Source organism: Methylobacterium crusticola (assembly GCF_003574465.1).
GTDB lineage: Bacteria > Pseudomonadota > Alphaproteobacteria > Rhizobiales > Beijerinckiaceae > Methylobacterium > Methylobacterium crusticola.
Genome location: NZ_QOWC01000059.1, coordinates 1 through 22,072, shown reverse-complemented (window position 1 = coordinate 22,072; position 22,072 = coordinate 1). Strand labels below are relative to the sequence as shown.

The following is a 22,072-nucleotide window of genomic DNA, read 5'->3' as shown; positions in this document are numbered from 1 at the left end:
CGGGCGCCTTCAGCGCTTCTGGAACAGCGGCTGGGCCAGGGCCTCGGCGCGGGCCATCCAGAGGTCGCGCTCGGCGCGCAGGTCCTCGGCCTTCTCCATCTCGCCCTGGACGTGGCTGCGCAGGGCGCGCAGCTCCTCGGCGAGGAGGGTCTGCACCTCGTCGTAGCGCTCGGCCTCGAGGCGCAGGCGGGCCTTGAGCATCATGTTCTCGGCCATCAGGGCGGCGACGTCGTCGTCCTCGCTCTGCTCCGGGGGCGGTTCCGGCGCGGCCTCGGGGGTGGCCGGGACGACGCGGGGTTCCCAGGCGGCCTGCGCCTCGGGCGGCCGGCGGGCCTCCGCGGGCCGGGCGGCCGGGCGGCCGGTCTCGGCCGTGTCGATCCGCGACAGGGTGGCGAGCCAGTCCCGCAGCGGGCCGGAGGGCTGCCGCGAGGCGGCGGCATTGCTCTGCATCTGGTAGGCGGGATCGGACACGCCGCGTCTCCTGCAACTCTCGACGCCCCGAACAGACCCGATCATGGTTAAGGAGGCGTAAACGAGCCTGGCGGGCGCCGCCCCGGCGCGTCCGGCCCAGGGCCATGAATCCAGGTTAACGCGGGTTGATGCCGAGGACAGCCTGTAGGTAGTTTGGGTCCCAAGCTGCCATTTTGCGTCGGAGCTTGAGGCTGATGGTCTTGGGTGGTGCGCCTGGTCGTGGCGCGCGCTTGAGCGGGGATCGCTTCGGCTCCGGGCGGGGCGGGGCGGTTCGCACGAGGTTGAGGGCGAAGTGGCGGACCACGGCCATGGTGTGGGCGCCGTGGCCCTTGCGCAGGCGGGACTGGTCGTCGGCGAAGACCACGTCGAGGACCCAGTGGAGGCTGTTCTCGATGGCCCAGTGTCCGCGCACGGCGTCTGCGGCGCGCGCGGCGGTGAGGGCTGCGGAGGAGACGTAGTAGCGGGTCTCGGTGCGGCAGCGATCCTTGAGTTCGGTGCGGGCCTGGACCCGCACGAGGCAGGCCGCGCCCGGCAGGCGGGTCTCGCCGGGGAAGCGGCGGGGCCCGTCGAGCCAGTCGACCTGCCGTACGACGCCGACGCGCCGCTCCTCGATGCGGCCGTGTCCCTTGTCGTGCTCGGTCACGGTCTCGACTTCGTCGGAGAGGCCGGTCTCGAACAGGCTCTCGATCTCGGCGCGCAGGGTGGGCTGGTTGGCCTTGACCGCGAGTAGGTAGTCGGCGCCCGCCGCGGTGATGGTTGCGGCGATACTCGGGTTGGTGGCGACCGCGTCGATGGAGACGAGCGCGCCCTTCAGGCCGTCCCGCTCGGACAGGCGGGCGATCAGGGCCGGGATGGCCGTGGTCTCGCTGGCCTTGTCGGGCACCGCCTCCTGGCCGAGCACGAGGCGGGCGGTGGTGGCGAAGGCCGAGACCAGATGCAGGGGCGGCGCGCCCGTGGCGCGGTCGTGGCTGCGGCGCGAGGTCTTGCCGTCGATGGCCACGAAGTCGGGCCGTTCGGGCCAGGTGGCGCGCACCCAGTCCGTGAAGGCCTGCGCGAACAGGCCCGGATCGATGCGGTTCATCAGAAGGGTCAGCCAGCGCCCGCCCGGCACGCCGTGATGGTAGGGCAGGTAGCGGCGCAGCACCGGCAGGTGCGCCTCGCCCCAGGCCGCGATCAGGTCGTAGTCCTCGCAGTCGCAGATCGTGCCGCACACCACCAGCAGCAGCACCTCGGGCAGCGGGTGGGCGACCCGCCAGGGTTCGCGCGGATCCTCGATCTCGGCAAAGTGCGCCAGCAGGGCCTTCAGGCGCGAGGGCGGCAGGCTCTCCAGGATCGCAAGGCTCATCAGCAAGGCTCCGACTCAGCGGCGCCCACAGAGTCAGCCTCAACGCAATCCGTAAACAGCCGTTAACCCGAGTTCGCGGCCCTGGCGTCCGGCCCGGGCCGCATTGACTTTTCGCCCGCACCCCTCTACGCCCCGCCCTCTCAGGACGAGGTCTCGTCTCGACGCCGACCGGCCCCGCGAGGCCGGAGGTCAACGCCCGACAGCGCGATGCGCCCTCGGGCGCGAACGGCGTTGAGCGGTGCCTCACGACGAGCGGCCGCGCGGCCGCTCCCAGGACGCCGGATGAACCAGACGGATCACGCGCGGCTGCGCATCGAGGACGCGGTGAACGAGGTCTGCCCGTGGTCGGGCAAGCCCGTCGCGGCCGATTCGCTGACCCTCTACAACGGCGCCGTGGTGGGCTTCTGCAACCCCGGCTGCCGCGACAAGTTCGAGAGCGCGGTGCGGCACTTCGAGGGCGCGCTCCAGGCCCGCCGCGCGGCGTCCGCGGGCGTGGACGAGTAGACCCCGGGGAACCGACCCATGTTCGAAGGCCTCTCCGACCGCCTCTCCGGCATCCTGTCCGGGCTGACCCGCCGCGGCGCCCTGACGGAGGCCGACGTCGCCGCCGCCCTGCGCGAGGTGCGCCGCGCCCTCCTCGAGGCCGACGTCGCGCTCGAGGTGGTGCGCGGCTTCACCGAGAAGGTGCGCGAGCAGGCCGTCGGCGCCGTGGTGCTGAAGTCGGTGACGCCCGGCCAGATGGTCGTGAAGATCGTCAACGACCAGCTCGTGGCGATGCTCGGCACCGAGGCCGAGGTCATCGACCTCAACGCGCCGTCGCCGGTCGCCATCCTGATGGTCGGCCTCCAGGGCTCGGGAAAGACCACCACCACCGCCAAGATCGCCCGGCGCCTGACGGGCCGCGACAAGCGCCGGGTGCTGCTCGCCTCCCTCGACACCCGCCGCCCGGCCGCCATGGAGCAGCTCGCGATCCTCGGCCGCCAGGTCGGGGTCGAGACGCTGCCGATCGTCGCCGGCCAGACGGCGGTGCAGATCGCCCGGCGCGCCATGGAGGCGGCCCGCCTCGGCGGCTTCGACGTCGTGATGCTCGACACCGCCGGCCGCATCACCCTCGACGAGGGCCTGATGCAGGAGGCCGCCGACGTGAAGGCGGCGACCCGGCCCCACGAGGTGCTGCTCGTCGCCGACGCCCTCACGGGCCAGGACGCGGTCAACACGGCCCGCGCCTTCGACGAGCGCCTCGGCGTCACCGGCATCGTGCTCACCCGCATGGACGGCGACGCCCGCGGCGGCGCCGCGCTCTCGATGCGGGCCGTCACCGGCAGGCCGATCAAGCTCGTCGGCACCGGCGAGAAGGTCGACGCGCTGGAGGAGTTCCACCCGGCCCGCGTCGCCAACCGCATCCTCGGCATGGGCGACATCGTCTCGCTCGTCGAGAAGGCGGCCGAGACCATCGACCAGGAAGAGGCCCTGCGCGTCGCCGAGAAGATGCGCAAGGGCAAGTTCGACCTCGACGACCTGTCGATGCAGCTCGCCCAGATGGAGAAGATGGGCGGCATCGGCGGCCTGATGGGCATGCTGCCCGGCATGGGGCAGATCAAGAAGCAGGTCGAGGGCGCCAACCTCGACGAGCGGATGTTCCGGCGCCAGCGCGCCATCATCTCGTCCATGACCCCGGCCGAGCGCAAGAACCCCGACATCCTCAAGGCCTCGCGCAAGAAGCGCGTCGCCAGGGGCGCGGGCGTCGACGTCGCGGAGATCAACAAGCTCCTCAAGATGCACCGCACCATGGCCGACATGATGAAGGCCATGGGGTCGGGCAAGCGCGGCATCGGCCAGGCCCTCGGCAGCATGTTCGGCCTGGGCGGCGGCATGGCAGGCGGGATGGGCGGCGGCATGGGCGGGCTCGGCCGGATGATGGGCGGCATGCCCCAGCCCACCCCCGAGATGCTGGCCGAGATGCAGAAGGCCCTGCCCCCCGGCACCACCCTCCCGCCGATGCCCCCCGGCCTCGGCGGCCCGCAGGCCCAGGGCGCCCCAAAGGGCGCCGCCCAGAGCGCCGCCAAGGGTGCCGCCAGCGCCCCGGGCAGGCTCCCCGCCCCGGCCCCGGCCCAGGCCCCCGCCAAGGGGCCGGTCCTGCCGGGGCTCGGGGGCGGCCGGCTCCCGGGCCTCCCGGGCCTCGGCGGCCTCCCCTTCGGCAAGAAGAAGTAGGCGGCAGGCGGGCCCGACCGTCGCCGTCCCGATCCCCTCACCCACAGGAAGAGCACCATGTCCCTCAAGATCCGTCTCACCCGCGGCGGCGCCAAGAAGCGCCCGTACTACCGCATCGTCGTGGCCGACGCCCGCTCGCCCCGCGACGGCCGCTTCATCGAGAAGGTCGGCGCCTACGACCCGATGAAGCCCAAGGACGACCCGGCCCGCGTGACGCTGGAGGCCGAGAAGATCCAGTCCTGGCTCGCCAAGGGCGCCCAGCCGACCGACCGCGTGCTGCGCTTCCTCGACGCCGCCGGCCTCGCCAAGCGCCCGGCCCGCAACAACCCGCAGAAGGCCGAGCCCGGCACGAAGTCCAAGGACCGCGCCGCCGCCCGTGCCGAGAAGGCCGGCGCCGGCGAGGACGCGGCGGCGTAAGCCCGGCAGCGATGGCGCGCCGGCCCGACGCCCCGACCCCGCCCGGAGCCGGGAAGCCCGGAGCCGGAACCCCCGGCGCCGGGGGTTCCGGCGCGAAGCCTCCCCGGGCCCGGAGCCCGGAGGCACGCCGGGGCGTCGCGCCGGCCCCGCCGACGGCCGGGATCGCGGACGATCCCGGCTTCGTGCTGCTCGGCGAGTTCGGCCGCGCCCACGGCCTCCACGGCGAGGTGCGGCTGAGATCCTACACCGCCGACCCGCGGGCGATCGCCACCTACGGGCCCCTCGCCGGGGCGGACGGCCGCCGGGTCGAGCTCCTCGCCGTGCGCCCGGCGGGCGGGCCCGGCATGCTCGTCGCCCGGGTCGCGGGGATCGCCGGCCGCGAGGCGGCCGAGGCCCTCGCCCGCCTCGCCCTCTACGTCGCCCGCGATCGCCTCGGCGCGCCCGCGGACGAGGACGAGTTCCTCACCGCCGACCTCGTCGGCCTCCCGGTGACCGACGGCGCCGGGACCGTCCTCGGGACGGTGCGGGCGGTGCCGAATTTCGGCGGCGGCGACCTCCTGGAGATCGCGCCCGCCCACGGCGGCGCCTCCGCGCTCCTCCCCTTCACCAAGGCCTTCGTGCCGGAGGTCGACGTCGCGGCCCGCCGGGTCAGGATCGACCCCCCCGACGACCTGTTCGCCCCGAGCCAGGCGCGCGACCCCGACGCGGGCTGAGCCGGCCCGGACGGCCCGTGCCCGCCCGCGCGGCGGGCCGCTCCGGTTGACCCCGCCCCCGCCCCGCGCGATCAACCCCGCATGACCCCGTCCTGGCGCGCCACGGTCCTGACCCTCTATCCGGAGATGTTCCCGGGCCATCTCGGGCTCTCGCTCGCCGGCGACGCGCTGGCGCGGGGCGAGTGGGCGCTCGAGGCGCGCAACATCCGCGACCACGGGCTCGGCCGCCACCGGGCGGTGGACGACACCCCCGCCGGCGGCGGCGCCGGCATGGTGCTGCGCTGCGACGTGCTGGCCGCCGCCATCGACGCCGCGGCCCCCGCCTCCGACCCGCGCCCGCGGCTGCTGATGAGCCCCCGCGGCCGGCCGCTGACGCAGGCGCAGGTCCGGGCCCTGAGCGAGGGGCCGGGCCTGATCGCGGTCTGCGGCCGCTTCGAGGGCGTGGACGAGCGGGTCATCGCGGGCCGCGGCCTCGAGGAGGTCTCGGTCGGCGACTACGTGCTGTCGGGGGGCGAGCCCGCCGCCCTCGTGCTCATCGACGCCTGCGTGCGCCTCCTGCCCGGGGTGATGGGCAAGGCGGCCTCGGGCGTGGAGGAGAGCTTCGAGGGGCCCGGGCTCGAGTACCCGCACTACACCCGGCCGCGGGAGTGGGAGGGGCGCCCGATCCCGGACGTGCTCACGGGCGGCAACCACGCCGCCATCGCCCGCTGGCGCGCGGCCGAGGCCGCCCGCCTCACCCGCGAGCGCCGCCCCGACCTGCTCGGGCGGGACGGGCCGTGACGGCGTCCGGCGTCGCGAAGTGTTGTCGCGCGGGCCGCGCCCGACACGTGCGGACGTCGCTCGATGGCGTGAGGCGCCGCCGCCGCGGCCCGAGTTCATCCTGCGTAGAAGCGGCGGCGCCGGAGGACTCGTAAGTCCATGGCCTTGCGCCGGGGCGACCGGCGATTATCTGCCGGCAGGTGCCGCGGCCCCGTGCCGAACTCCCGTGTCAGCCCCCGCACCCCATGCCCGACTCCGCCCACTACCTGATGCATCGGCCCGAGATCGGCGACGCGCTCCGGCGAGGAGACGAGGCGCTCGCCCGCCTGATGGGCCCGGCGGCCCGCGTCTTCCCGGCCGGCCGCGTCCTGGTGGAGGCCGGCGCGGAGAACGGTTCCATCTTCCGCCTGCGCAAGGGCTGGGTCGCCCGCACGCGCACCCTCGAGGACGGCCGCACCCAGTACATCCTGATCTTCCTTCCGGGCGACCTGTTCGCGGTCAAGAGCCTGTTCGTTCCCCAGAGCCCGGACGCCGTGCAGGCCCTGTCGGAGGTGGTGGTCGAGCAGGTCGACCACCGCACCCTGCGGGAGGCCTACGTCCGGGACCCGGACGTCGCGGTCCGCTGCATGTGGCAGGTGGTCGAGGAGGAGCGCCGGCTGCACAGCTGGATCGTCGGGCTCGGGCGCGGCAACGCCGACGAGCGCCTCGCCCTGCTGCTGATCGACTTCCGGGGCCGCCTGATCCTGTCCGGCACCCTCCCGCCGGACTCCCTCGCCTACGACCTGCCGATGACCCAGGAGCAGATGGGCGACCACCTCGGCATCTCGAACGTCCACGTCAACCGGGTGCTGAGGACGTTCCGGGTCGACGGCATCGCGACGATGCGGGGCCGGCGGGTGACCATCCTCGACCTCGACGCGCTCGTGCGGATCGCCGGCCCCCTGCTCGACGCTCACGAGCGCAGCAAGCCGGAATTCGTCGGTCCCGTGCCGGTCGCCGGGCGCGAGGGCGGCGGGGCGGCCGGGGGGCTGGCCGCGCGGGAGCGGCCGTGAGCGAGCGAGGAACCGGGCGTGGATGTCGTGGCCCACGTCCGCCCTCCGGGGAGTGCCACTCCATGCTGCGCCGCCGCCTCCTCGTCCTGCCGCTGCTCCTCGCCGCCGGCGGGCTCCCGGCCGGGCCCGCCGGCGCGCAGACGCGCGCCATCACGGTCGCCTCCACGACCTCGACCGAGCAGTCGGGCCTGTTCGGCCACATCCTGCCGATCTTCCGGCGCGAGACCGGCATCGACGTGCGGGTGGTCGCGGTCGGCACCGGCCAGGCCCTGGCGATCGGCGCCAAGGGCGACGCCGACGCGCTCCTCGTCCACGACCGGGCCGGCGAGGACGCGTTCGTGGCCGCGGGGCACGGGCTCGACCGGCGCGACGTGATGGCGAACGACTTCGTCGTCGTCGGGCCGGCCGCCGACCCGGCGGGCCTGCGCGGCCTGCGCGACGCCGGGGAGGCGCTGGCGCGGATCGCCCGCGCGCGGGCGCCGTTCGCCAGCCGCGGCGACGACAGCGGCACCCACCGGACGGAGCAGCGGCTATGGAAGGGCGCCGGCATCGACGCGCGGGCGGCCCTCGGGCCGGCCTACCGCGAGCTCGGGCAGGGCATGGGGCCGACGCTCAACGCCGCGGCGGCGATGGACGCCTACACCCTCGCCGACCGGGCCACCTGGGCCAGTTTCCGGAACCGGCAGGGCCTCGAGATCCTGGTCCAGGGCGATCCGGCGCTGTTCAACCCCTACGGGGCGATCCTGGTGAACCCCGCCAAGGGGGCGCACATCCGGGCCGCGGACGCCAGGACCTGGCACGCGTGGCTGACCTCGGAGCGGGGCCGGGACGCCATCGCCTCCCACCGCGTCGGCGGCGAGCCGCTCTTCGTCCCGGCCGGCACGATGCCGAGCCAGTAGGCCGCCCTCAGCCCCGCGGCAGCGCCGCCCGGCTGAGCCCGAAGGCGAGCGCGCTCACGAGGAGCGTGACGGCGAGCAGGATCAGGCCGAGCCCCAGCGCCTGGGCGAGGTCGCCGCGGCTCGTCTCGAGGGCGATGCTCGTCGTCATAGTGCGGGTGTGGCCGCGGATGTTGCCGCCCACCATCAGGATGGCGCCGACCTCCGCGATCGCCCGCCCGAAGGCGGCCAGGAACGCCGTCAGGAGCGGCGCCGGGGCCATCGCCAGCAGGATCGCGACCGCGTGCCCGCGCCCGACCCCGTCGATGCGCAGGGCGTCGCCGTACTCGGCCCACAGGCCCTCGCAGGCGCGGTGCGCCAGGGCCGCCACGATCGGCAGCGCGAGGAGACACTGGGCGAGCACCATGGCGCCCGGCGTGAACAGCAGGCCGAGGCCGCCAAGGGGCCCGGCGCGCGACACGAGCAGGTAGAGCACGAGGCCGACGACCACCGGCGGTAGCCCCAGGAGCGCGTTCAGCACGACGAGGAGCGCCGTCCGCCCGGGGAAGCGCGTCGCCGCGATCAGGGCCCCGAGGGGCGCCCCGAGCACGAAGCCGAGGCCGGCGGCCGCGAGGCTGACGCGCAGCGACAGGCCCACGATGGCGACGAGCTCGGCGTCCGCCCGCAGGATCAACTGTAGCGCCAGGCCCAGCGCGCGACCGAACTCGTCCATGCTGGGCGCCTCATAGAGCATTTCGCGCGGCCGCGGGCGCCTCTCGTCGGCGCCCCGGGCCCGGCCGCGGATCCGCGTGCCATACTGTCGCGGCCGGGCCCGGGCGGCCCGCGGGGGGGCGGCGGCGTCCCGCCGGGGCCCCGGGGAGCGCCTTCGCCCGGCGCAGCGGATCGTCGGCGGCCGCTTGACCGCCGCCCCGGTCTCGGCCATTCCGCCCGGCGGGACACCTCTCCCCACCGAGGGGCGCCCATCTGGAAGGATGGACTCACGCACATGACGACCCGGCCCGAGGCGCGCCCGCGCGCGCCGTACTTCTCGTCCGGCCCCTGCGCCAAGCGCCCCGGCTGGACGCCCGCCGCCCTCGCGGACGCGGCCCTGGGCCGCTCGCACCGGGCGAAGCTCGGCAAGGCCAAGCTCAAGCAGGCCATCGACCTCACCCGCGCGGTGCTGGAGGTGCCCGAGGATTACCGCATCGGCATCGTGCCGGCCTCCGACACCGGGGCGGTCGAGATGGCGATGTGGTCGCTGCTCGGCGCCCGCCCGGTCGACATGCTGGCCTGGGAATCCTTCGGCGAGACCTGGGTGACAGATGCGGTCAAGCAGCTCAGGCTCGATGCCCGCGTGATCACCGCGCCCTACGGCCGGCTGCCGGACCTGTCCCAGGTCGACACCCGCCGCCGCGACGTCGTGTTCACCTGGAACGGTACCACCTCGGGCGTGCGCGTCCCCGACGCCGCCTGGATCGCCCCCGACCGCGAGGGGCTGACGCTCTGCGACGCCACCTCGGCCGCCTTCGCGCAGGACCTCGACTGGGCCAGGCTCGACGTCGTGACCTTCTCCTGGCAGAAGGTGCTCGGCGGCGAGGCCGCGCACGGCATGCTGGTGCTCTCGCCCCGGGCCGTCGCCCGGCTCGAGAGCCACGTCCCGGCCTGGCCGATGCCCAAGATCTTCCGCATGACCAAGGGCGGCAAGCTGATCGAGGGGCTGTTCGAGGGCGAGACCATCAACACGCCCTCGATGCTGGCGGTGGAGGACTACCTCGACGCCCTGCGCTGGGCGCAGGGGATCGGCGGCCTTGCCGCCCTGCGCGCCCGGGCCGACCGGAACGCCGGGGTGATCGCCGCCTGGGTCGCGCGCACGCCCTGGATCGCCAACCTGGCGCAGGAGCCGGCCACCGCCTCGAACACCAGCGTCTGCCTGGTGGTGAGCGACCCGGACGTCGTCGCCCGCGGGCCCGCCGCGGTGTCGGCCGTGGCCAAGGGCATCGCCGCGGCCCTCGAGCGCGAGGGCGTCGCCCACGACATCGGCGCCTACCGCGACGCCCCGCCCGGGCTGCGCATCTGGTGCGGCGCCACCGTCGAGGCCGCCGACCTCGAGGCCCTGACGCCCTGGCTCGACTGGGCCTTCGCCCAGGAGAAGGCCCGCCTCAGCCAGGCGGCCTGACCCCTCGCCGCCCGCCTGCCCGCGCCCCCGGCCGCCCGGGGCCGCGCCGGCCGGGAGCGGGTCCGATCCATCGAGACCGGGAGCCGCGGCCGCATCGCGCCGGCGCGGCCCCCGCCGCCCCGAGGCGCGGATTTGCCCGACGCGGCGCGTCAGGGGGGATCCGCGCGCCTGCCCGAAGGCCGCCCGCCATGCCGCACCCGAAGACGATCCTGATCTCCGATTCCCTCTCGCCCGCCGCGGTCGCGATCTTCCGCGAGCACGGGCTGCGGGCCGACCTGCGCCCCGAACTCGGCAAGGACAAGGAGGCCCTCGCGGCCGCCATCGGCGACTACGACGGCCTCGCCATCCGGTCGACCACCAAGGTCACGGCCGCCCTCCTGGCGCGGGCCGGGCGCCTCGCGGTGATCGGCCGGGCCGGCATCGGCGTCGACAACGTCGACGTGGCGGCCGCCACCGCCCGCGGCGTGATCGTGATGAACACGCCCCACGGCAACGCGGTCACCACCGCCGAGCACGCCATCGCGATGATGCTGGCGCTGGCCCGCCAGATCCCGCAGGCCGACGCCTCGACGCAGGCCGGGCGCTGGGAGAAGAACCGCTTCCTCGGCATCGAGCTCACGGCCAAGACCCTCGGGGTGATCGGCTGCGGCAACATCGGCGCCATCGTGGCCGACCGGGGCATCGGGCTGCGCATGCGCGTCGTCGCCTACGACCCCTTCCTGACGCCCGAGCGGGCGCAGGAGCTCGGCGTCGAGAAGGTGGACCTCGACGAATTGCTGCGGCGGGCCGACGTCATCACCCTGCACGTGCCGATGACCGAGAAGACCCGCAACATCCTCTCGGCCGAGGCGCTCGCCCGCACCAAGCCCGGGGTGCGGATCGTCAACTGCGCCCGGGGCGGCCTCGTGGACGAGGCGGCCCTGCGGGCGGCCCTCGATTCCGGCCACGTCGCGGGGGCGGCCTTCGACGTGTTCTCGGTCGAGCCGGCGACGGAGAACGCGCTGTTCGGCCATCCCAACGTGATCTGCACGCCGCATCTCGGCGCCTCGACCACGGAGGCGCAGGAGAACGTCGCCCTCCAGGTCGCCGAGCAGATGTCCGACCACCTGCTGCACGGGGCGATCCGCAACGCGGTCAACTTCCCGTCGATCTCCGCCGAGGAGGCGCCGCGCCTGCGCCCCTACGTGACCCTGGCCGAGCAGCTCGGCGCGTTCCTGGGCCAGCTCACCGAGGCGCCGATCCGCGCCATCCGCATCGCCTACGAGGGCGAGGTGGCGGGCATGAACACCCGGGCGCTGACCGCCGCCGCCGTCGCCGGCGTCCTGCGGCCGTTCCTCGAGGGGGTCAACATGGTGTCGGCCACCGAGGTGGCGCGGGGGCGCGGCATCGTGGTCGAGGCGACGACCCGCACCGTGGCGCACGGCACCTACGGCTCGCGCCTGCACCTCACGGTCGAGGCCGAGGACATGCCCCGCGACGCCGCCGGCACGGTGTTCCAGGACGGCAGGCCCCGCATCGTCGAGATCCGCGGCATCGCCCTCGAGGCCGCGGTCGCCCCCCACATGCTCTACATCCGCAACGCCGACCGGCCGGGCTTCATCGGCCGCTTCGGCACGCTGATGGGCGAGGCGGGCGTCAACGTCGCGACCTTCCACCTCGGCCGCGACCGGCCGGGGGGCGACGCGATCTGCTTTGCCGCCGTGGACGAGCCGGTCTCCCCGGAGCTGCTGCGCGCCATCGAGGCGATCCCGCAGGTGAAGCGGGCCCGGGCGGTGCGGTTCTGAAGCGGCGGGAGGGCGGTCCCCGCCTCCCTCCCGCCCCCTTTCGTGGTAAGGCTCGCCCGCATGAACATCGCCGGCCGCCACTACCGCACCATCTTCCCGGAGCCCGGCGGGCACGGGATCTGCGTCATCGACCAGACCCGCCTGCCCTTCGCCTTCGAGATCCGGACCCTGCGCAGCGCGGAGGACGCCGCGGTGGCGATCCGCACCATGATCGTGCGCGGCGCGCCGCTGATCGGCGCCACGGCCGCCTACGGGCTGGCCCTCGCCCTGCGGGAGGACGCCTCCGACCGCGGACTCGAGGAGGCCGTGCGGCGCCTCGCGGCGACGCGGCCGACCGCCATCAACCTGCGCTGGGCCCTCGACCGGGCCGCGGCGCTGCTGCGCCCCCTCTCCCCGGGGGCGCGGGCGGAGGCGGCGCTCGCGGAGGCCGGCCGCATCGCCGACGAGGACGTCGCGAGCTGCCGCGCCATCGGGGTGCACGGGGCGCGGCTGATCGCCGAGGCCGGCGCCCGCAAGGCCGGGCCCGTCAACGTGCTGACCCACTGCAACGCCGGCTGGCTCGCCACCGTCGACTGGGGCACGGCCCTCGCCCCGGTCTACGCCGCCCACGATGCCGGGGTGCCGGTCCACGTCTTCGTCGACGAGACCCGGCCGCGCAACCAGGGCGCGGCGCTCACGGCCTTCGAGCTCAACGCCCACGGGGTGCCCCACACGGTGATCGCCGACAATGCCGGCGGCCACCTGATGCAGCACGGGCAGGTCGACCTCTGCCTCGTCGGCTCGGACCGCACCACCGCGACGGGCGACGTCTGCAACAAGATCGGCACCTACCTGAAGGCCCTGGCGGCCCGCGATTGCGGCGTGCCGTTCTACGCCGCCCTGCCCTTCTCGACCATCGACTGGACCCTCGCGGACGGCATCGCCGGCATCCCGATCGAGGAGCGCGACGCCCGCGAGGTGACCCACCTCACCGGCCGCACGGACGAGGGCGCCCTCGCCACCATCGCGGTGGTCTCCCCCGGCAGCCCGGTGGCGAACCCCGCCTTCGACGTGACCCCCGCCCGCCTCGTCACCGGCATCATCACCGAGCGCGGCGTCGCCCCGGCCACGCCCGAGGGGCTGCTCGGGCTCTACCCGGAGCGCCGCGCGGCGGCGTGAGGCGCCGGGGCCCCCCGGACCGGCGATCCTCTGTGGATTGCGTGGACGCCCGGCCCCTCGGCCCCCGGCCGCGCCGGAGCGTTGACGACCCGTCAACGGGACGGGACGGAGTCTCGCACCCGCCGGATCGGCCATCGGATCGGCCATCGGATCAGCCATGGGCGGGAGGCGGGCATGCGGGGACGGCTCGGGATCGAGGGGGCTGCGGACGCGGACCGGACGCCCGGCGCGGCGCGCGCCGGCACCGTGGCGGCCCTGGGGCTCCGGCTCGCCGCCGTGACGCTCGGCACGTCCTTGTGCGTCGGCACCTGCCTTGCCTACGCGGTCGCCCCCGAGCGCCGGGCCCCCGAGCCGGAGGCCGGCCGCTTCGCCCTGCGCCTCACCACGTTCGCCGGGGATGCGGCCGCCCCGGCGGCCGGCGACGACGGGTTCCGCCTGCGCCTGCGGTGAGCGCCGTCAGCGGGCCGCCAGCGCGGCCTTCAGGCGGACCGGGTCGACCCGCGTCAGCAGGACGTCGCCCGACCCGTCCGCGGCGAAGCTCGCGAAGGCGAAGCGGCCCCGGTCGTCCCAGGCGTCGGAGCCGGTGTGCACGGTGCGCCGCCCGAGGCGGGGATCGAGATCCGCGAGGCTGCACAGGCGCGTGGAGGCGCCCGTCGCGAGATCGACCTCGTAGAGCGCCGCCGGCCCGGCCCCCGGGTCGTAGCTCGTCGTGGCCGCGTAGGCGCGGCGCCCGTCCGCCGTGACCTGGAACATCCACAGGCGCGCCCCCGGGCGGTCCCGGGCGACCGGCCCGAGGAAGGTCCAGGCCGGGCCCTCCTCGGAGAACCGGTAGACGTGGCCCTCGTCGTCGGCCGCCACGCAGGCCCGCCGCTCCGGGAAGCAGCGGCCGGTCTCGAGGGCCCGCGGCTGCGCGAGCGCGAGGTCCGGCAGGGCCGTCATGCCCCGGCCGGGCTCGTAGGCGTGGAGGTGGGAGTAGGGCGAGGCGTCCCGCCCCGCCCCGGCGCCCGGAGCGCCCGCCGCCCCGCCCGGGTGGCCGGCCGAGACGTGGAGGCGCCCGCGCGAATCCACGAACATGAAGCGGCCGGCGTAGACGTAGGGCCGGTCGTAGCCGGCCGGCCGGCCGAGATTCTCGGTGGTGCCCCGCGCCACGTCGTAGCGCACGATCTCCGCGGTCGGCACCACGGCGCCGTAGACCGCGTTGGAGGCCGGATCGGCCGCCAGGGCGACGAGGCCGCCGTGGGGCAGGCCCGTCCCGCCCGGCTCCGCGGCGCTGAGGTCCCCGAACCGGTCCGCGGCCGGATCGTAGGCGTACCAGTGGAAGCCGCGCCGGGACAGGTAGCCGTCGTCGAGGCCCGAGCGGTCCATCGTCGCGACGTAGACCTTGCCGCCGAACCAGAGCGGGCGGGTGTGGAACTTCTCCGCCGTCTCGCCGGGCTCCCAGTTGCGCGCCGCCTCCGAGGCCGAGCGGGCGTCGCCGACGAGGCGCAGCCGGTCGGTCCCGGCGGCGAGCCGGTACAGGGCCGCGTTGGTGCGGTGGTCCATGCCGGCGACGTAGAGGTCGCCGTTCGGGGCCGAGCCCGTGGCGTGCCAGCTCTGCGACGGGTGGAGCCCGTTGGGCGTGTCCGGCAGGGTCCAGACCCGCACGCCGTCGATCCGCCCCGCCTCGCCGGCGCTCGAGGTCTCCGCCGCCGCCGCGGGGGCCGCGAGGAGCGCCAGGGCCGCGCAGGCGGGGGCGAGCAGACGCATGGTGGACCCCGCGCTCCGGCGTGGGACAAACGTGCCTCGCCCGGAGCCGCTTTTCCGACGGCGTGGACACCGGTTCGCCGCCGACAGTGCGGCGCGAGCAAAGGCTCTGTCAAACAAGGGCTCTTCCAAGGGCTCTTCGCGCCAGGGCCTTTCGCGCCAGGGCCTTTCGCGCCAGGGCCTTTCGCGCCAGGGCTCGGCACCCCGGCGATTTCAACCGGAACGCGCGACGGGCCGTCGGCGGCGGCGCAGCCCCGCGAGGTCAGGAGGGCGCGGCCGCGGCCTTGACGCGGGCCAGCAGGCCCTGGCCGCCCCGCTCGATGTCCTCGCGGACCGCCTCGCGCGCCTCCCCGGGATCGCGGCCCCGCAGCGCGTCGATGATGCGGCGGTGCGGGTGCGGCTCCCAGTCCGGGAGGCCGCCGTCGTAGAGGTGGGACAGGATCGGCCCGCAGCGGATCCAGAGCATCTCGACGATCTCGTAGAGCACCGGCAGGCGCCCGAGCCGGCACAGGCCGAGGTGGAACTCCGTGTTCAGGTCCACCGCCCGCGCGAAGGCGCGGGTCCGGTGGCAGTCGGAGATCGCCGCGTGGATGGCCGCGAGCCCGTCGATCGCGTCGGCCGACGCGATCAGGGCCGCCGTCGCGGCGGCCCTGCCCTCGAGGTCGATGCGGATCGCCCGGATCTCCAGGAGCTCGGCCAGGGTCAGCATCGGCACGACGACGGTCCCGCGGGCGTCGAGGGCGAGCGCCCGCTCCGACACCAGCCGCAGCAGCGCCTCCCGCATCGGCGTCGCGCTGATGCCGAAGCGCACGGACATCGGCCGCAGCCGCAGGCGCTCGTTCGGGCGGAGCTGCCCCCGCATGAGGGCCGCGCGCAGCTCCGCGTAGGCGCGCTCGCCGAGGTTCTCGCGAACCAGGGGGCGCACCCAGTCGGTCGCCTCGGATCCGGGCTGATCCTCGCGCGCGGAGCGGCTTGACATGCGGTCCCGTCTCGGACGATGAGTGTTATAACAAATTACAGCGGGTGCCTCATAGCAGGGCACCCGGCGCAGGTCACCACGGTCGCGCCCCGGGAGGAAGATGCTGGCGTTGCGAAAATCGGCTGCCGCGTTCGGGCTCGACCTCGCGCAGGTCGCCCCTCCGGCCGCGCCCGGCCCCGGACAGGTGACGGTCGCGGTCGCGGCGGCCGGGATCTGCGGCAGCGACCTCCACGCCTATGCCTGGACGCCCGGCTACGGGTTCATGGCGCGCGCCCTGCCGGTGACCCTGGGCCACGAATTCGCCGGCCGGGTGCGCGAGGTCGGCGCGGGCGTGACCGACCTCGCCCGCGGCGACCCCGTGACGTGCTGGCCCACCGTGACCTGCGGCGCCTGCCCGGCCTGCCGCGCCGGCCGGCCCCAGGAATGCCGGGACCGGGCCATCGTGGGGCTCCACCGGGACGGCGCCTTCGCGGAGGCGGTCGTCGTCCCGGCCCGCAACTGCCGCCGGCTGCCCGACGGCCTGCCCCTCGACGTCGCCGCCCTGGCCGAGCCCCTGGCGGTCGCCGTGAACGCCGTCGACGTCGCCGAGGTGCGGCCGGGCGACCGCGTCGTCGTGCTCGGCCCCGGCCCCATCGGCCTCGGCATCGCCTGGGTGGCGCAGGACCGCGGCGCCGCGGTCCTGCTGGCCGGCCTCGACGACGAGGTCCGGCTGGCCAAGGCGCGCCAGATCGGCATCGCCCGCTGCGTCGACCTGGGCGACGAGACCCTGGAGGAGGCCGTGTCCCGGCTCCTCGGCGGCCCGCCCGACCGGGTGATCGAGGCGACGGGCGCGGCGCGCTCCGTCACGGACGGCCTCGCCCTGCTGCGCCCCGGCGGCATCCTGGTGGCGGCGGGCATCCATTCCGGCGCGCTCACCCTCGACCTCACCGCCTTCGTGCGCAGCAGGACGCAGCTGCGCGCCGCCCACGACACCACCGCGCGGGCCCTCGACGAGGCGATCCGGCTCCTCTCGGACCACGCCGAGGCGCTGGGCCGGCTCATCACGCACCGGCGCCCCCTCGCCGAGGGGGTCGCGGCGTTCGAGCTCGCCCGCAGCCGCCGGGCCGTGAAGGTCATGCTCGTCCCGGGCGGCCCGGAGGGGGGGGCGTGCCCCCGCCGCGGCCGGCCGCCCGCGCCGGGACCGTGCCGCCGCCGGCGACCGGCACGGCGCGCCCACCCACCCACCCCGTCGTCCCGCCCGACCGGGCGGCCGGGGCCCGCGTGCGCAACGAGGCCGGGGCGCGCGCCGGGCCGGTCGGCCCCGGGCCGGGGGCGATGCCGGAACCCTGCCGGATAAGGACACCAGCATGACCCTCGCCGCGAGACCCGCCTCCCCGGCCCCCGGGGGCAACATGACCGGCGCCGACGCCCTCGCGGCCGCCCTCCAGCGCCACGGCGTGCGCGAGGTGTTCGGCCAGAGCATCCCGTCGGCCCTCTTCCTGGCCGCGCCGGGCTACGGCATCCGGCAGATCGGCTACCGCACGGAGAATGCCGGCGCCGCCATGGCGGACGCCTTCGCGCGGGTCTCCGGGCGGGTCGGCGTGGTGGCGGCGCAGAACGGTCCGGCCGCGACGCTCCTCGTCCCGGGCCTCGCCGAGGCCCTGAAGGCCTCGATCCCGGTCGTCGCCATCGTGCAGGACGTGAGCCGGCGCTTCACGGACAAGAACGCGTTCCAGGAGCTCGACCACCTCGCCCTGTTCTCCGGCGTGGCGAAGTGGGTGCGCCGCGTCGGCGACCCGAGCCGGATCGACGACTACGTCGACATGGCCTTCACGGCGGCCGGCACCGGCCGGCCGGGCCCCGCGGTGCTCCTCGTGCCCCTCGACATCCTGGACGAGCCGGCGGGGATCGACGCGGTGGCGCCGCGCCGGGCGGCGCGCCTCGGCACCTACCCGCTCGACCGCACGGTCGCCGACCCGGCGCGCGTCGCCGAGGCGGCGGCGCTGATCGCGGGCGCCCGGCGCCCGGTCGTGATCGCGGGCGGCGGCGTGCATTCCTCGGGCGCCAGCGCCGAGCTCGCCGCCCTCCAGGCCCTCGGGCTGCCCGTCGGCACCACCGTCATGGGCAAGGGCGCGGTCGACGAGACCCACCCGCTCTCCCTCGGCGTCGTCGGGTACTTCATGGCGCCCCGCGGGCGGGCGTCCCACCTGCGGGAGGTGGTCACGGGGGCCGACGTGGTGCTCCTCGTGGGCAACCGGGCGAACCAGAACGGGACGGACAGCTGGTCCCTGTACCCGCGGGACGCCCGCTACGTGCACGTCGACGTGGACGGGGGCGAAATCGGCCGGAACTACGAGGCCCTGCGGCTCGCCGGCGACGCCAGGCTGACGCTCGCGGCGCTCACCGCGGCGCTCGGCGCCGCCGGGCTCCCCGGCTCGCGGGACGGCCGGGAGGCCCTGGAGGGGCGGATCGCCGAGGCGCGGGCGCGCCACGACGCCGACATGGGCGCCCTCGTCGACATGGCGGCAGTGCCGATCCGGCCCGAGCGGATCATGGCGGAGATCGACGCCGTGCTGACGCCCGAGACGATCGCCGTCGCGGACGCGAGCTACGCCTCGATCTGGATCGCGAACTTCCTCACCGCCCGCCGGGCCGGGCAGCGCTTCCTCACGCCCCGCGGCATCGCGGGCCTCGGCTGGGGCCTGCCCTTCGCCCTCGGCGCCAAGGTGGCGCGCCCGGACGCGCCCGTGATCTGCGTCACCGGCGACGGCGGCTTCGGCCACGTCTGGGCCGAGCTCGAGACGGCGCGGCGCATGAAGCTGCCGGTGGTGCTCGTCGTCCTCAACAACCAGATCCTCGGCTACCAGAAGCACGCCGAGCTCTCGCTCTTCGGCAACTTCACGGACGTCTGCCACTTCGAGGCCGTCGACCACGCGGCCATCGCGCGGGCCTGCGGCTGCGCGGGCGTCCGGATCGAGCGGCCCGACGACCTCGCGGGCGCCCTGCGCGACGCCCTGGCGGCGGACGGCGTCACGGTCGTCGACGTCGTGACGGACCAGCGGGCCTACCCGCCCATCACCAGCTTCGAGGGCAAGGACGCCCTCGCGTACTGACGGCGGGCCCCGCGGCCCGCGAGACACGGGGCCCTGCGGTCCCCAGAACGCCACCGGGGAGGAACCATGAGACACGCTGTCGTGACGAGGACCGCCGTGGCCGTCCTGCTCGGGCTGGCCGCGACGGCGGCCGAGGCGGACGTGCGGTTCGGCGCGCTCTACCCCTTCAGCGGCCAGCTCGCGCTGCTCGGCGAGGAGAGCGCCCGCGGCCTCGAGATCGCGGTCGACGAGATCAACGCCGCCGGGGGCGTGCAGGGCGAGAAGGTCGTGCTCGTGCGCGGCGACGCCGTGGACAACAACCAGGCCATCGGCGAGGCGCGCCGCCTGATCTCCCTCGAGCGGGTGGCGGCGATCTTCGGCTCCTACTCGTCGGCGCGCTCGATCGCGGCGAGCCAGGTCGCGGAGCTGTCCGGGGTGCCCTACTTCGAGCTCGGCGCCGTCGCCGACGAGGTCACGGGCCGGGGCCTCAAGTTCCTCTACCGCACCAACCCGACCGCCGAGGACATGGGCAAGCTCGCGGTCGAGATGATCGTCGGCAAGGTCGCGGCCGGCCTCGGCAAGAAGCCGGACGAGCTGAAGATCGGGATCATCTACGAGGATTCGAGCTACGGCACCTCGGTCGCCGGCCACCAGAAGAAGTTCGCCGCGGGCGCGAAGCTGAACGTCGTCACGGCGCAGGGCTACCCGGCCGCGACGCTCGACATGTCCTCCCTCGTCCTCGACCTCAAGCGGCGCGGCGTCGACGTCGTGCTCCAGACCTCCTACCTGAACGATTCCGTGCTGTTCCTGCAGCAGGCGAACGAGGCCGGCTTCAAGCCGGGCGCGATCATCGGCGGCGGCGGCGGCTACTCGATGCAGCCCACCGCCGACGCCGTCGGCCACGGCATCATCGAGGGCGTGCTGGACACCGACTTCACCCAGTTCCTCGTCAACACCCGGTACACGCCCGGCATCGAGGGCTTCGTCGACGCCTACAGGAAGAAGTACAACGGCAGCCCGCGCTCCGGGCACTCGCTCAACAACTACGTCGGCGCCAAGATCATCCTGCAGGAGCTGAACACCGTGAAGGGCTTCACGCCGGACACGATCACCAGGGCGGTCAAGGGCATCGACGTCAAGCCGGGCGTGACCGCGGTCGGGTACGGCTTCAAGTTCGGCGCGAACAACCAGAACGAGCGGGCCGCCATGATGGGCATGCAGTGGCAGAACGGGAAGCTCGTCACGGTCTACCCCGACGAGGCGGCCGTCGCGCCGATGCAGTTCCGCAAGTAGCCGCCCCGCCGGGGCCCCGCCGTGCCGGGGGCCCGCCCTGCCGGGGCACCGGCCTGCCGAGCCCCGCGGGCCCCGCCCCGCCCCACCCGTGTCCGCGAGGCGCGAATGGACATCCTCCTGCAGGTGCTCGCCAACGGGCTGATGCTCGGCGGCCTCTTCGCCATCGTGAGCGTCGGGCTCACGCTCATCTTCGGCATCGTCAAGGTCGTGAACTTCGCCCACGGCGAGTTCCTGATGCTCGGGATGTACGGCACCTACCTGGTCACGACCGGGCTCGGCCTGCACCCCTTCGTGGCGGTGATCGCGGTGGTGCCGGCCCTGTTCGTCCTCGGCGTCCTGACCCAGCGGCTCCTGATCCAGCCCCTGATGGCGGCCGGCGACGACCACATCCAGATCTTCGCGACGGTCGGGCTGTCGACGGCGCTGATCAACCTCGCCCTCCTGGCCTTCGGGGCCGACATCGCCAACACGCCCCCGCACGGCCTGCGCGCGCCGGTGGTGATCGGCCCGGTGCGGGTGCTCGCCGGGCAGGTCGTCATCCTGGCGGCGGCGGCCGTCCTGGTGGCGGGGCTCCAGCTCTTCCTGTCGCGCACCCAGACCGGCCGGGCGATCCGGGCGGTGGCGCAGAACCGCGCGGCGGCCGAGCTCATGGGCATCGACGTCGGGCGGATCTACGCCCTGACGTTCGGCATCGGCGCGGCCTGCGTGGGGGTCGCCGCCGTGCTGGTCGCGCCGCTCTACCCGACCTCGCCGACGAGCGGCACGTACTTCGTCCTCACCGCCTTCGTGGTGGTCGTGCTCGGCGGCCTCGGCTCCATCGGGGGCGCCTTCGGGGGGGCGATCCTGATCGGCCTCATCGATAGCCTCGCGGGGTTCTACGTCGGCTCGGACCTGCGCGAGGTCGCGGTGTTCGGCGTCTTCCTGCTCATCCTGATCCTCAGGCCCTCGGGCCTGTTCGGGGCGCGGCTCACGCTCGCGCACGTGTCGCCGTGAGGGCGCTCCCGACGGCGGACAGCCCCGCCGCGCCCGCCCCGCCGCGGCGGGGCGCGGCCGCCCTCGCGCTGCTGCTGGCGGCGCTCGTGGCGATCCCGGTCGGGATCGACAACCCCTTCGTCTACCACGTCTTCATCACGATCTGCATCTTCGCGGCGCTCTCGAGCGCCTGGAACATCGTCGGCGGATTCACGGGCCAGCTCTCGCTCGGCCACGGCATCTTCTACGGGATCGGGGCCTATTGCGGCGTCATCCTGGCCGGGATGGGGATCAGCCCCTGGCTCGGGATGTTCGCCGGGGCGGCCCTCGCGGTGCTCGTCGCGGTGGCGATCAGCTACCCGTGCTTCCGCCTGCGCGGCCCGTTCTTCTCGCTCGCCACCATCGCGTTCCTGGAGGTGTTCCGCGTCCTCGCGCTGCACTTGCGCGAGATCACCGGCGGCGCGACCGGCCTCATGATCCCGCTGAGGCTCGGCTGGGAGTGGATGGTGTTCCGCGAGCGCCTGCCGCTCCTCGCCATCGCGTTCGGCATGCTCCTCGTCACGCTCGCGGTCGCCTGGTGGGTGCGCTGGCGCCGGCTCGGCTACTACCTCGTGGCGACGCGCGAGCGCGCCTCCGCGGCCCAGGCCGCCGGCGTCGACACCGTGCGGGTCCGCCTCGTCGCCGTCGCGCTGTCGGGCGCGCTCACCGCCATGGTGGGCACCTTCCACGCGATGTACCTGACCTTCATCGAGCCGGCCGCGATGTTCTCGCTGACGCTTTCGATCCAGATCGCGATGTTCGCGCTCATCGGGGGCATCGGCACGGTGTTCGGCCCGCTGCTCGGCGCCGTGCTGCTCGTGCCGCTGACGGAGCTCGCCCGGGGCTGGCTCGGCGCCAAGGCGCTCGGGCTGCACGGCTTCGTGTACGGCGTCGTGCTGATGCTCGTCGTCCTGTTCATGCCGAACGGGCTCATGGGGCTGGTCTCGCGCCTCGCCGGCGGCCGCGGGGCCGCCCGCGGCGCGCCGGCCGCCCCGGTGCCGGCGGCGCCCGCGG

The 22,072-nt window shown here is 75.1% G+C and carries 20 protein-coding genes and 1 pseudogene; 16 read left to right on the top strand and 5 right to left on the bottom strand.

Features of this window, described 5'->3' with window-relative positions:
* Positions 1-9: 9 nt before the first annotated feature.
* Both DT057_RS19110 and DT057_RS19105 read right to left on the bottom strand, forming a co-directional pair.
* On the bottom strand, positions 10-471 hold the full coding sequence (locus tag DT057_RS19110; RefSeq protein WP_203236322.1) for a hypothetical protein: 462 nt from the start codon (positions 469-471) through the stop codon (positions 10-12).
* Between the two features lie 115 nt (positions 472-586).
* Positions 587-1,816: an ISAs1 family transposase gene (locus DT057_RS19105; RefSeq protein WP_128563693.1), complete on the bottom strand. Its 1,230-nt coding sequence runs from the start codon at positions 1,814-1,816 to the stop codon at positions 587-589.
* A gap of 282 nt (positions 1,817-2,098) precedes the next feature.
* Between DT057_RS19105 and DT057_RS19100 the strand changes: the two genes are divergently transcribed.
* From DT057_RS19100 to DT057_RS19070, 7 genes are all read left to right on the top strand, one after another.
* Positions 2,099-2,320, top strand: a complete 222-nt coding sequence (locus DT057_RS19100; RefSeq protein ID WP_128563692.1) for an eL24 family ribosomal protein — start codon at positions 2,099-2,101, stop codon at positions 2,318-2,320.
* Between the two features lie 18 nt (positions 2,321-2,338).
* Complete coding sequence (ffh, locus tag DT057_RS19095; RefSeq protein WP_128563691.1) at positions 2,339-4,027, top strand: signal recognition particle protein; 1,689 nt, start codon at positions 2,339-2,341, stop codon at positions 4,025-4,027.
* Positions 4,028-4,084: 57 nt separating this feature from the next.
* Positions 4,085-4,444, top strand: a complete 360-nt coding sequence (gene rpsP, locus DT057_RS19090) for a 30S ribosomal protein S16 (protein ID WP_128563690.1) — start codon at positions 4,085-4,087, stop codon at positions 4,442-4,444.
* A gap of 11 nt (positions 4,445-4,455) precedes the next feature.
* Positions 4,456-5,157, top strand: coding sequence for a ribosome maturation factor RimM (gene rimM / locus DT057_RS19085; protein ID WP_128563689.1), 702 nt, complete (start codon positions 4,456-4,458; stop codon positions 5,155-5,157).
* An 81-nt stretch (positions 5,158-5,238) separates the two neighbouring features.
* Positions 5,239-5,937: a tRNA (guanosine(37)-N1)-methyltransferase TrmD gene (gene trmD / locus DT057_RS19080; RefSeq protein WP_128563688.1), complete on the top strand. Its 699-nt coding sequence runs from the start codon at positions 5,239-5,241 to the stop codon at positions 5,935-5,937.
* A 224-nt stretch (positions 5,938-6,161) separates the two neighbouring features.
* Complete coding sequence (locus DT057_RS19075) at positions 6,162-6,968, top strand: Crp/Fnr family transcriptional regulator (protein WP_128563687.1); 807 nt, start codon at positions 6,162-6,164, stop codon at positions 6,966-6,968.
* Positions 6,969-7,030: 62 nt separating this feature from the next.
* Entirely contained in the window at positions 7,031-7,867 is an 837-nt protein-coding gene (locus DT057_RS19070) for an ABC transporter substrate-binding protein (RefSeq protein WP_128563686.1), read from the top strand.
* Positions 7,868-7,874: 7 nt separating this feature from the next.
* Here DT057_RS19070 and DT057_RS19065 read toward each other — a convergent pair whose 3' ends face one another.
* On the bottom strand, positions 7,875-8,576 hold the full coding sequence (locus tag DT057_RS19065) for an ABC transporter permease (RefSeq protein ID WP_128563685.1): 702 nt from the start codon (positions 8,574-8,576) through the stop codon (positions 7,875-7,877).
* 273 nt (positions 8,577-8,849) lie between these two features.
* On the opposite strand from DT057_RS19065, the gene DT057_RS19060 reads away from it, so the two are divergent.
* From DT057_RS19060 to DT057_RS19045, 4 genes are all read left to right on the top strand, one after another.
* The gene (locus tag DT057_RS19060) at positions 8,850-10,019 is read left to right on the top strand and encodes a phosphoserine transaminase (RefSeq protein ID WP_128563684.1); all 1,170 of its coding nucleotides are present in this window, start codon (positions 8,850-8,852) and stop codon (positions 10,017-10,019) included.
* Between the two features lie 188 nt (positions 10,020-10,207).
* Positions 10,208-11,803, top strand: a complete 1,596-nt coding sequence (gene serA, locus DT057_RS19055) for a phosphoglycerate dehydrogenase (protein WP_128563683.1) — start codon at positions 10,208-10,210, stop codon at positions 11,801-11,803.
* A 60-nt stretch (positions 11,804-11,863) separates the two neighbouring features.
* Positions 11,864-12,961, top strand: coding sequence for an S-methyl-5-thioribose-1-phosphate isomerase (mtnA, locus tag DT057_RS19050; protein ID WP_128563682.1), 1,098 nt, complete (start codon positions 11,864-11,866; stop codon positions 12,959-12,961).
* 174 nt (positions 12,962-13,135) lie between these two features.
* Positions 13,136-13,411, top strand: coding sequence for a hypothetical protein (locus DT057_RS19045; protein WP_128563681.1), 276 nt, complete (start codon positions 13,136-13,138; stop codon positions 13,409-13,411).
* 6 nt (positions 13,412-13,417) lie between these two features.
* Here the strand turns inward: DT057_RS19045 and DT057_RS19040 are convergent, their stop codons facing one another.
* Both DT057_RS19040 and DT057_RS19035 read right to left on the bottom strand, forming a co-directional pair.
* Entirely contained in the window at positions 13,418-14,707 is a 1,290-nt protein-coding gene (locus tag DT057_RS19040; protein WP_128563680.1) for a hypothetical protein, read from the bottom strand.
* Between the two features lie 259 nt (positions 14,708-14,966).
* Positions 14,967-15,683 carry a GntR family transcriptional regulator gene (locus DT057_RS19035; RefSeq protein WP_128563679.1) on the bottom strand — a complete coding sequence of 239 codons (717 nt, stop codon included), beginning with the start codon at positions 15,681-15,683 and terminating at the stop codon, positions 14,967-14,969.
* 100 nt (positions 15,684-15,783) lie between these two features.
* Between DT057_RS19035 and DT057_RS19030 the strand changes: the two are divergent.
* From DT057_RS19030 to DT057_RS19010, 5 genes and pseudogenes are all read left to right on the top strand, one after another.
* Positions 15,784-16,812, top strand: a pseudogene (locus DT057_RS19030) (zinc-dependent alcohol dehydrogenase); the annotation flags it as partial.
* Between the two features lie 217 nt (positions 16,813-17,029).
* On the top strand, positions 17,030-18,775 hold the full coding sequence (locus tag DT057_RS19025) for an acetolactate synthase catalytic subunit (RefSeq protein ID WP_128563677.1): 1,746 nt from the start codon (positions 17,030-17,032) through the stop codon (positions 18,773-18,775).
* A 66-nt stretch (positions 18,776-18,841) separates the two neighbouring features.
* Positions 18,842-20,047: an ABC transporter substrate-binding protein gene (locus DT057_RS19020; RefSeq protein ID WP_128563676.1), complete on the top strand. Its 1,206-nt coding sequence runs from the start codon at positions 18,842-18,844 to the stop codon at positions 20,045-20,047.
* Positions 20,048-20,152: 105 nt separating this feature from the next.
* On the top strand, positions 20,153-21,040 hold the full coding sequence (locus DT057_RS19015; RefSeq protein ID WP_128563675.1) for a branched-chain amino acid ABC transporter permease: 888 nt from the start codon (positions 20,153-20,155) through the stop codon (positions 21,038-21,040).
* A 68-nt stretch (positions 21,041-21,108) separates the two neighbouring features.
* A partial coding sequence (locus DT057_RS19010) for a branched-chain amino acid ABC transporter permease (protein WP_244937384.1) occupies positions 21,109-22,072 on the top strand: 964 nt, incomplete at its 3' end.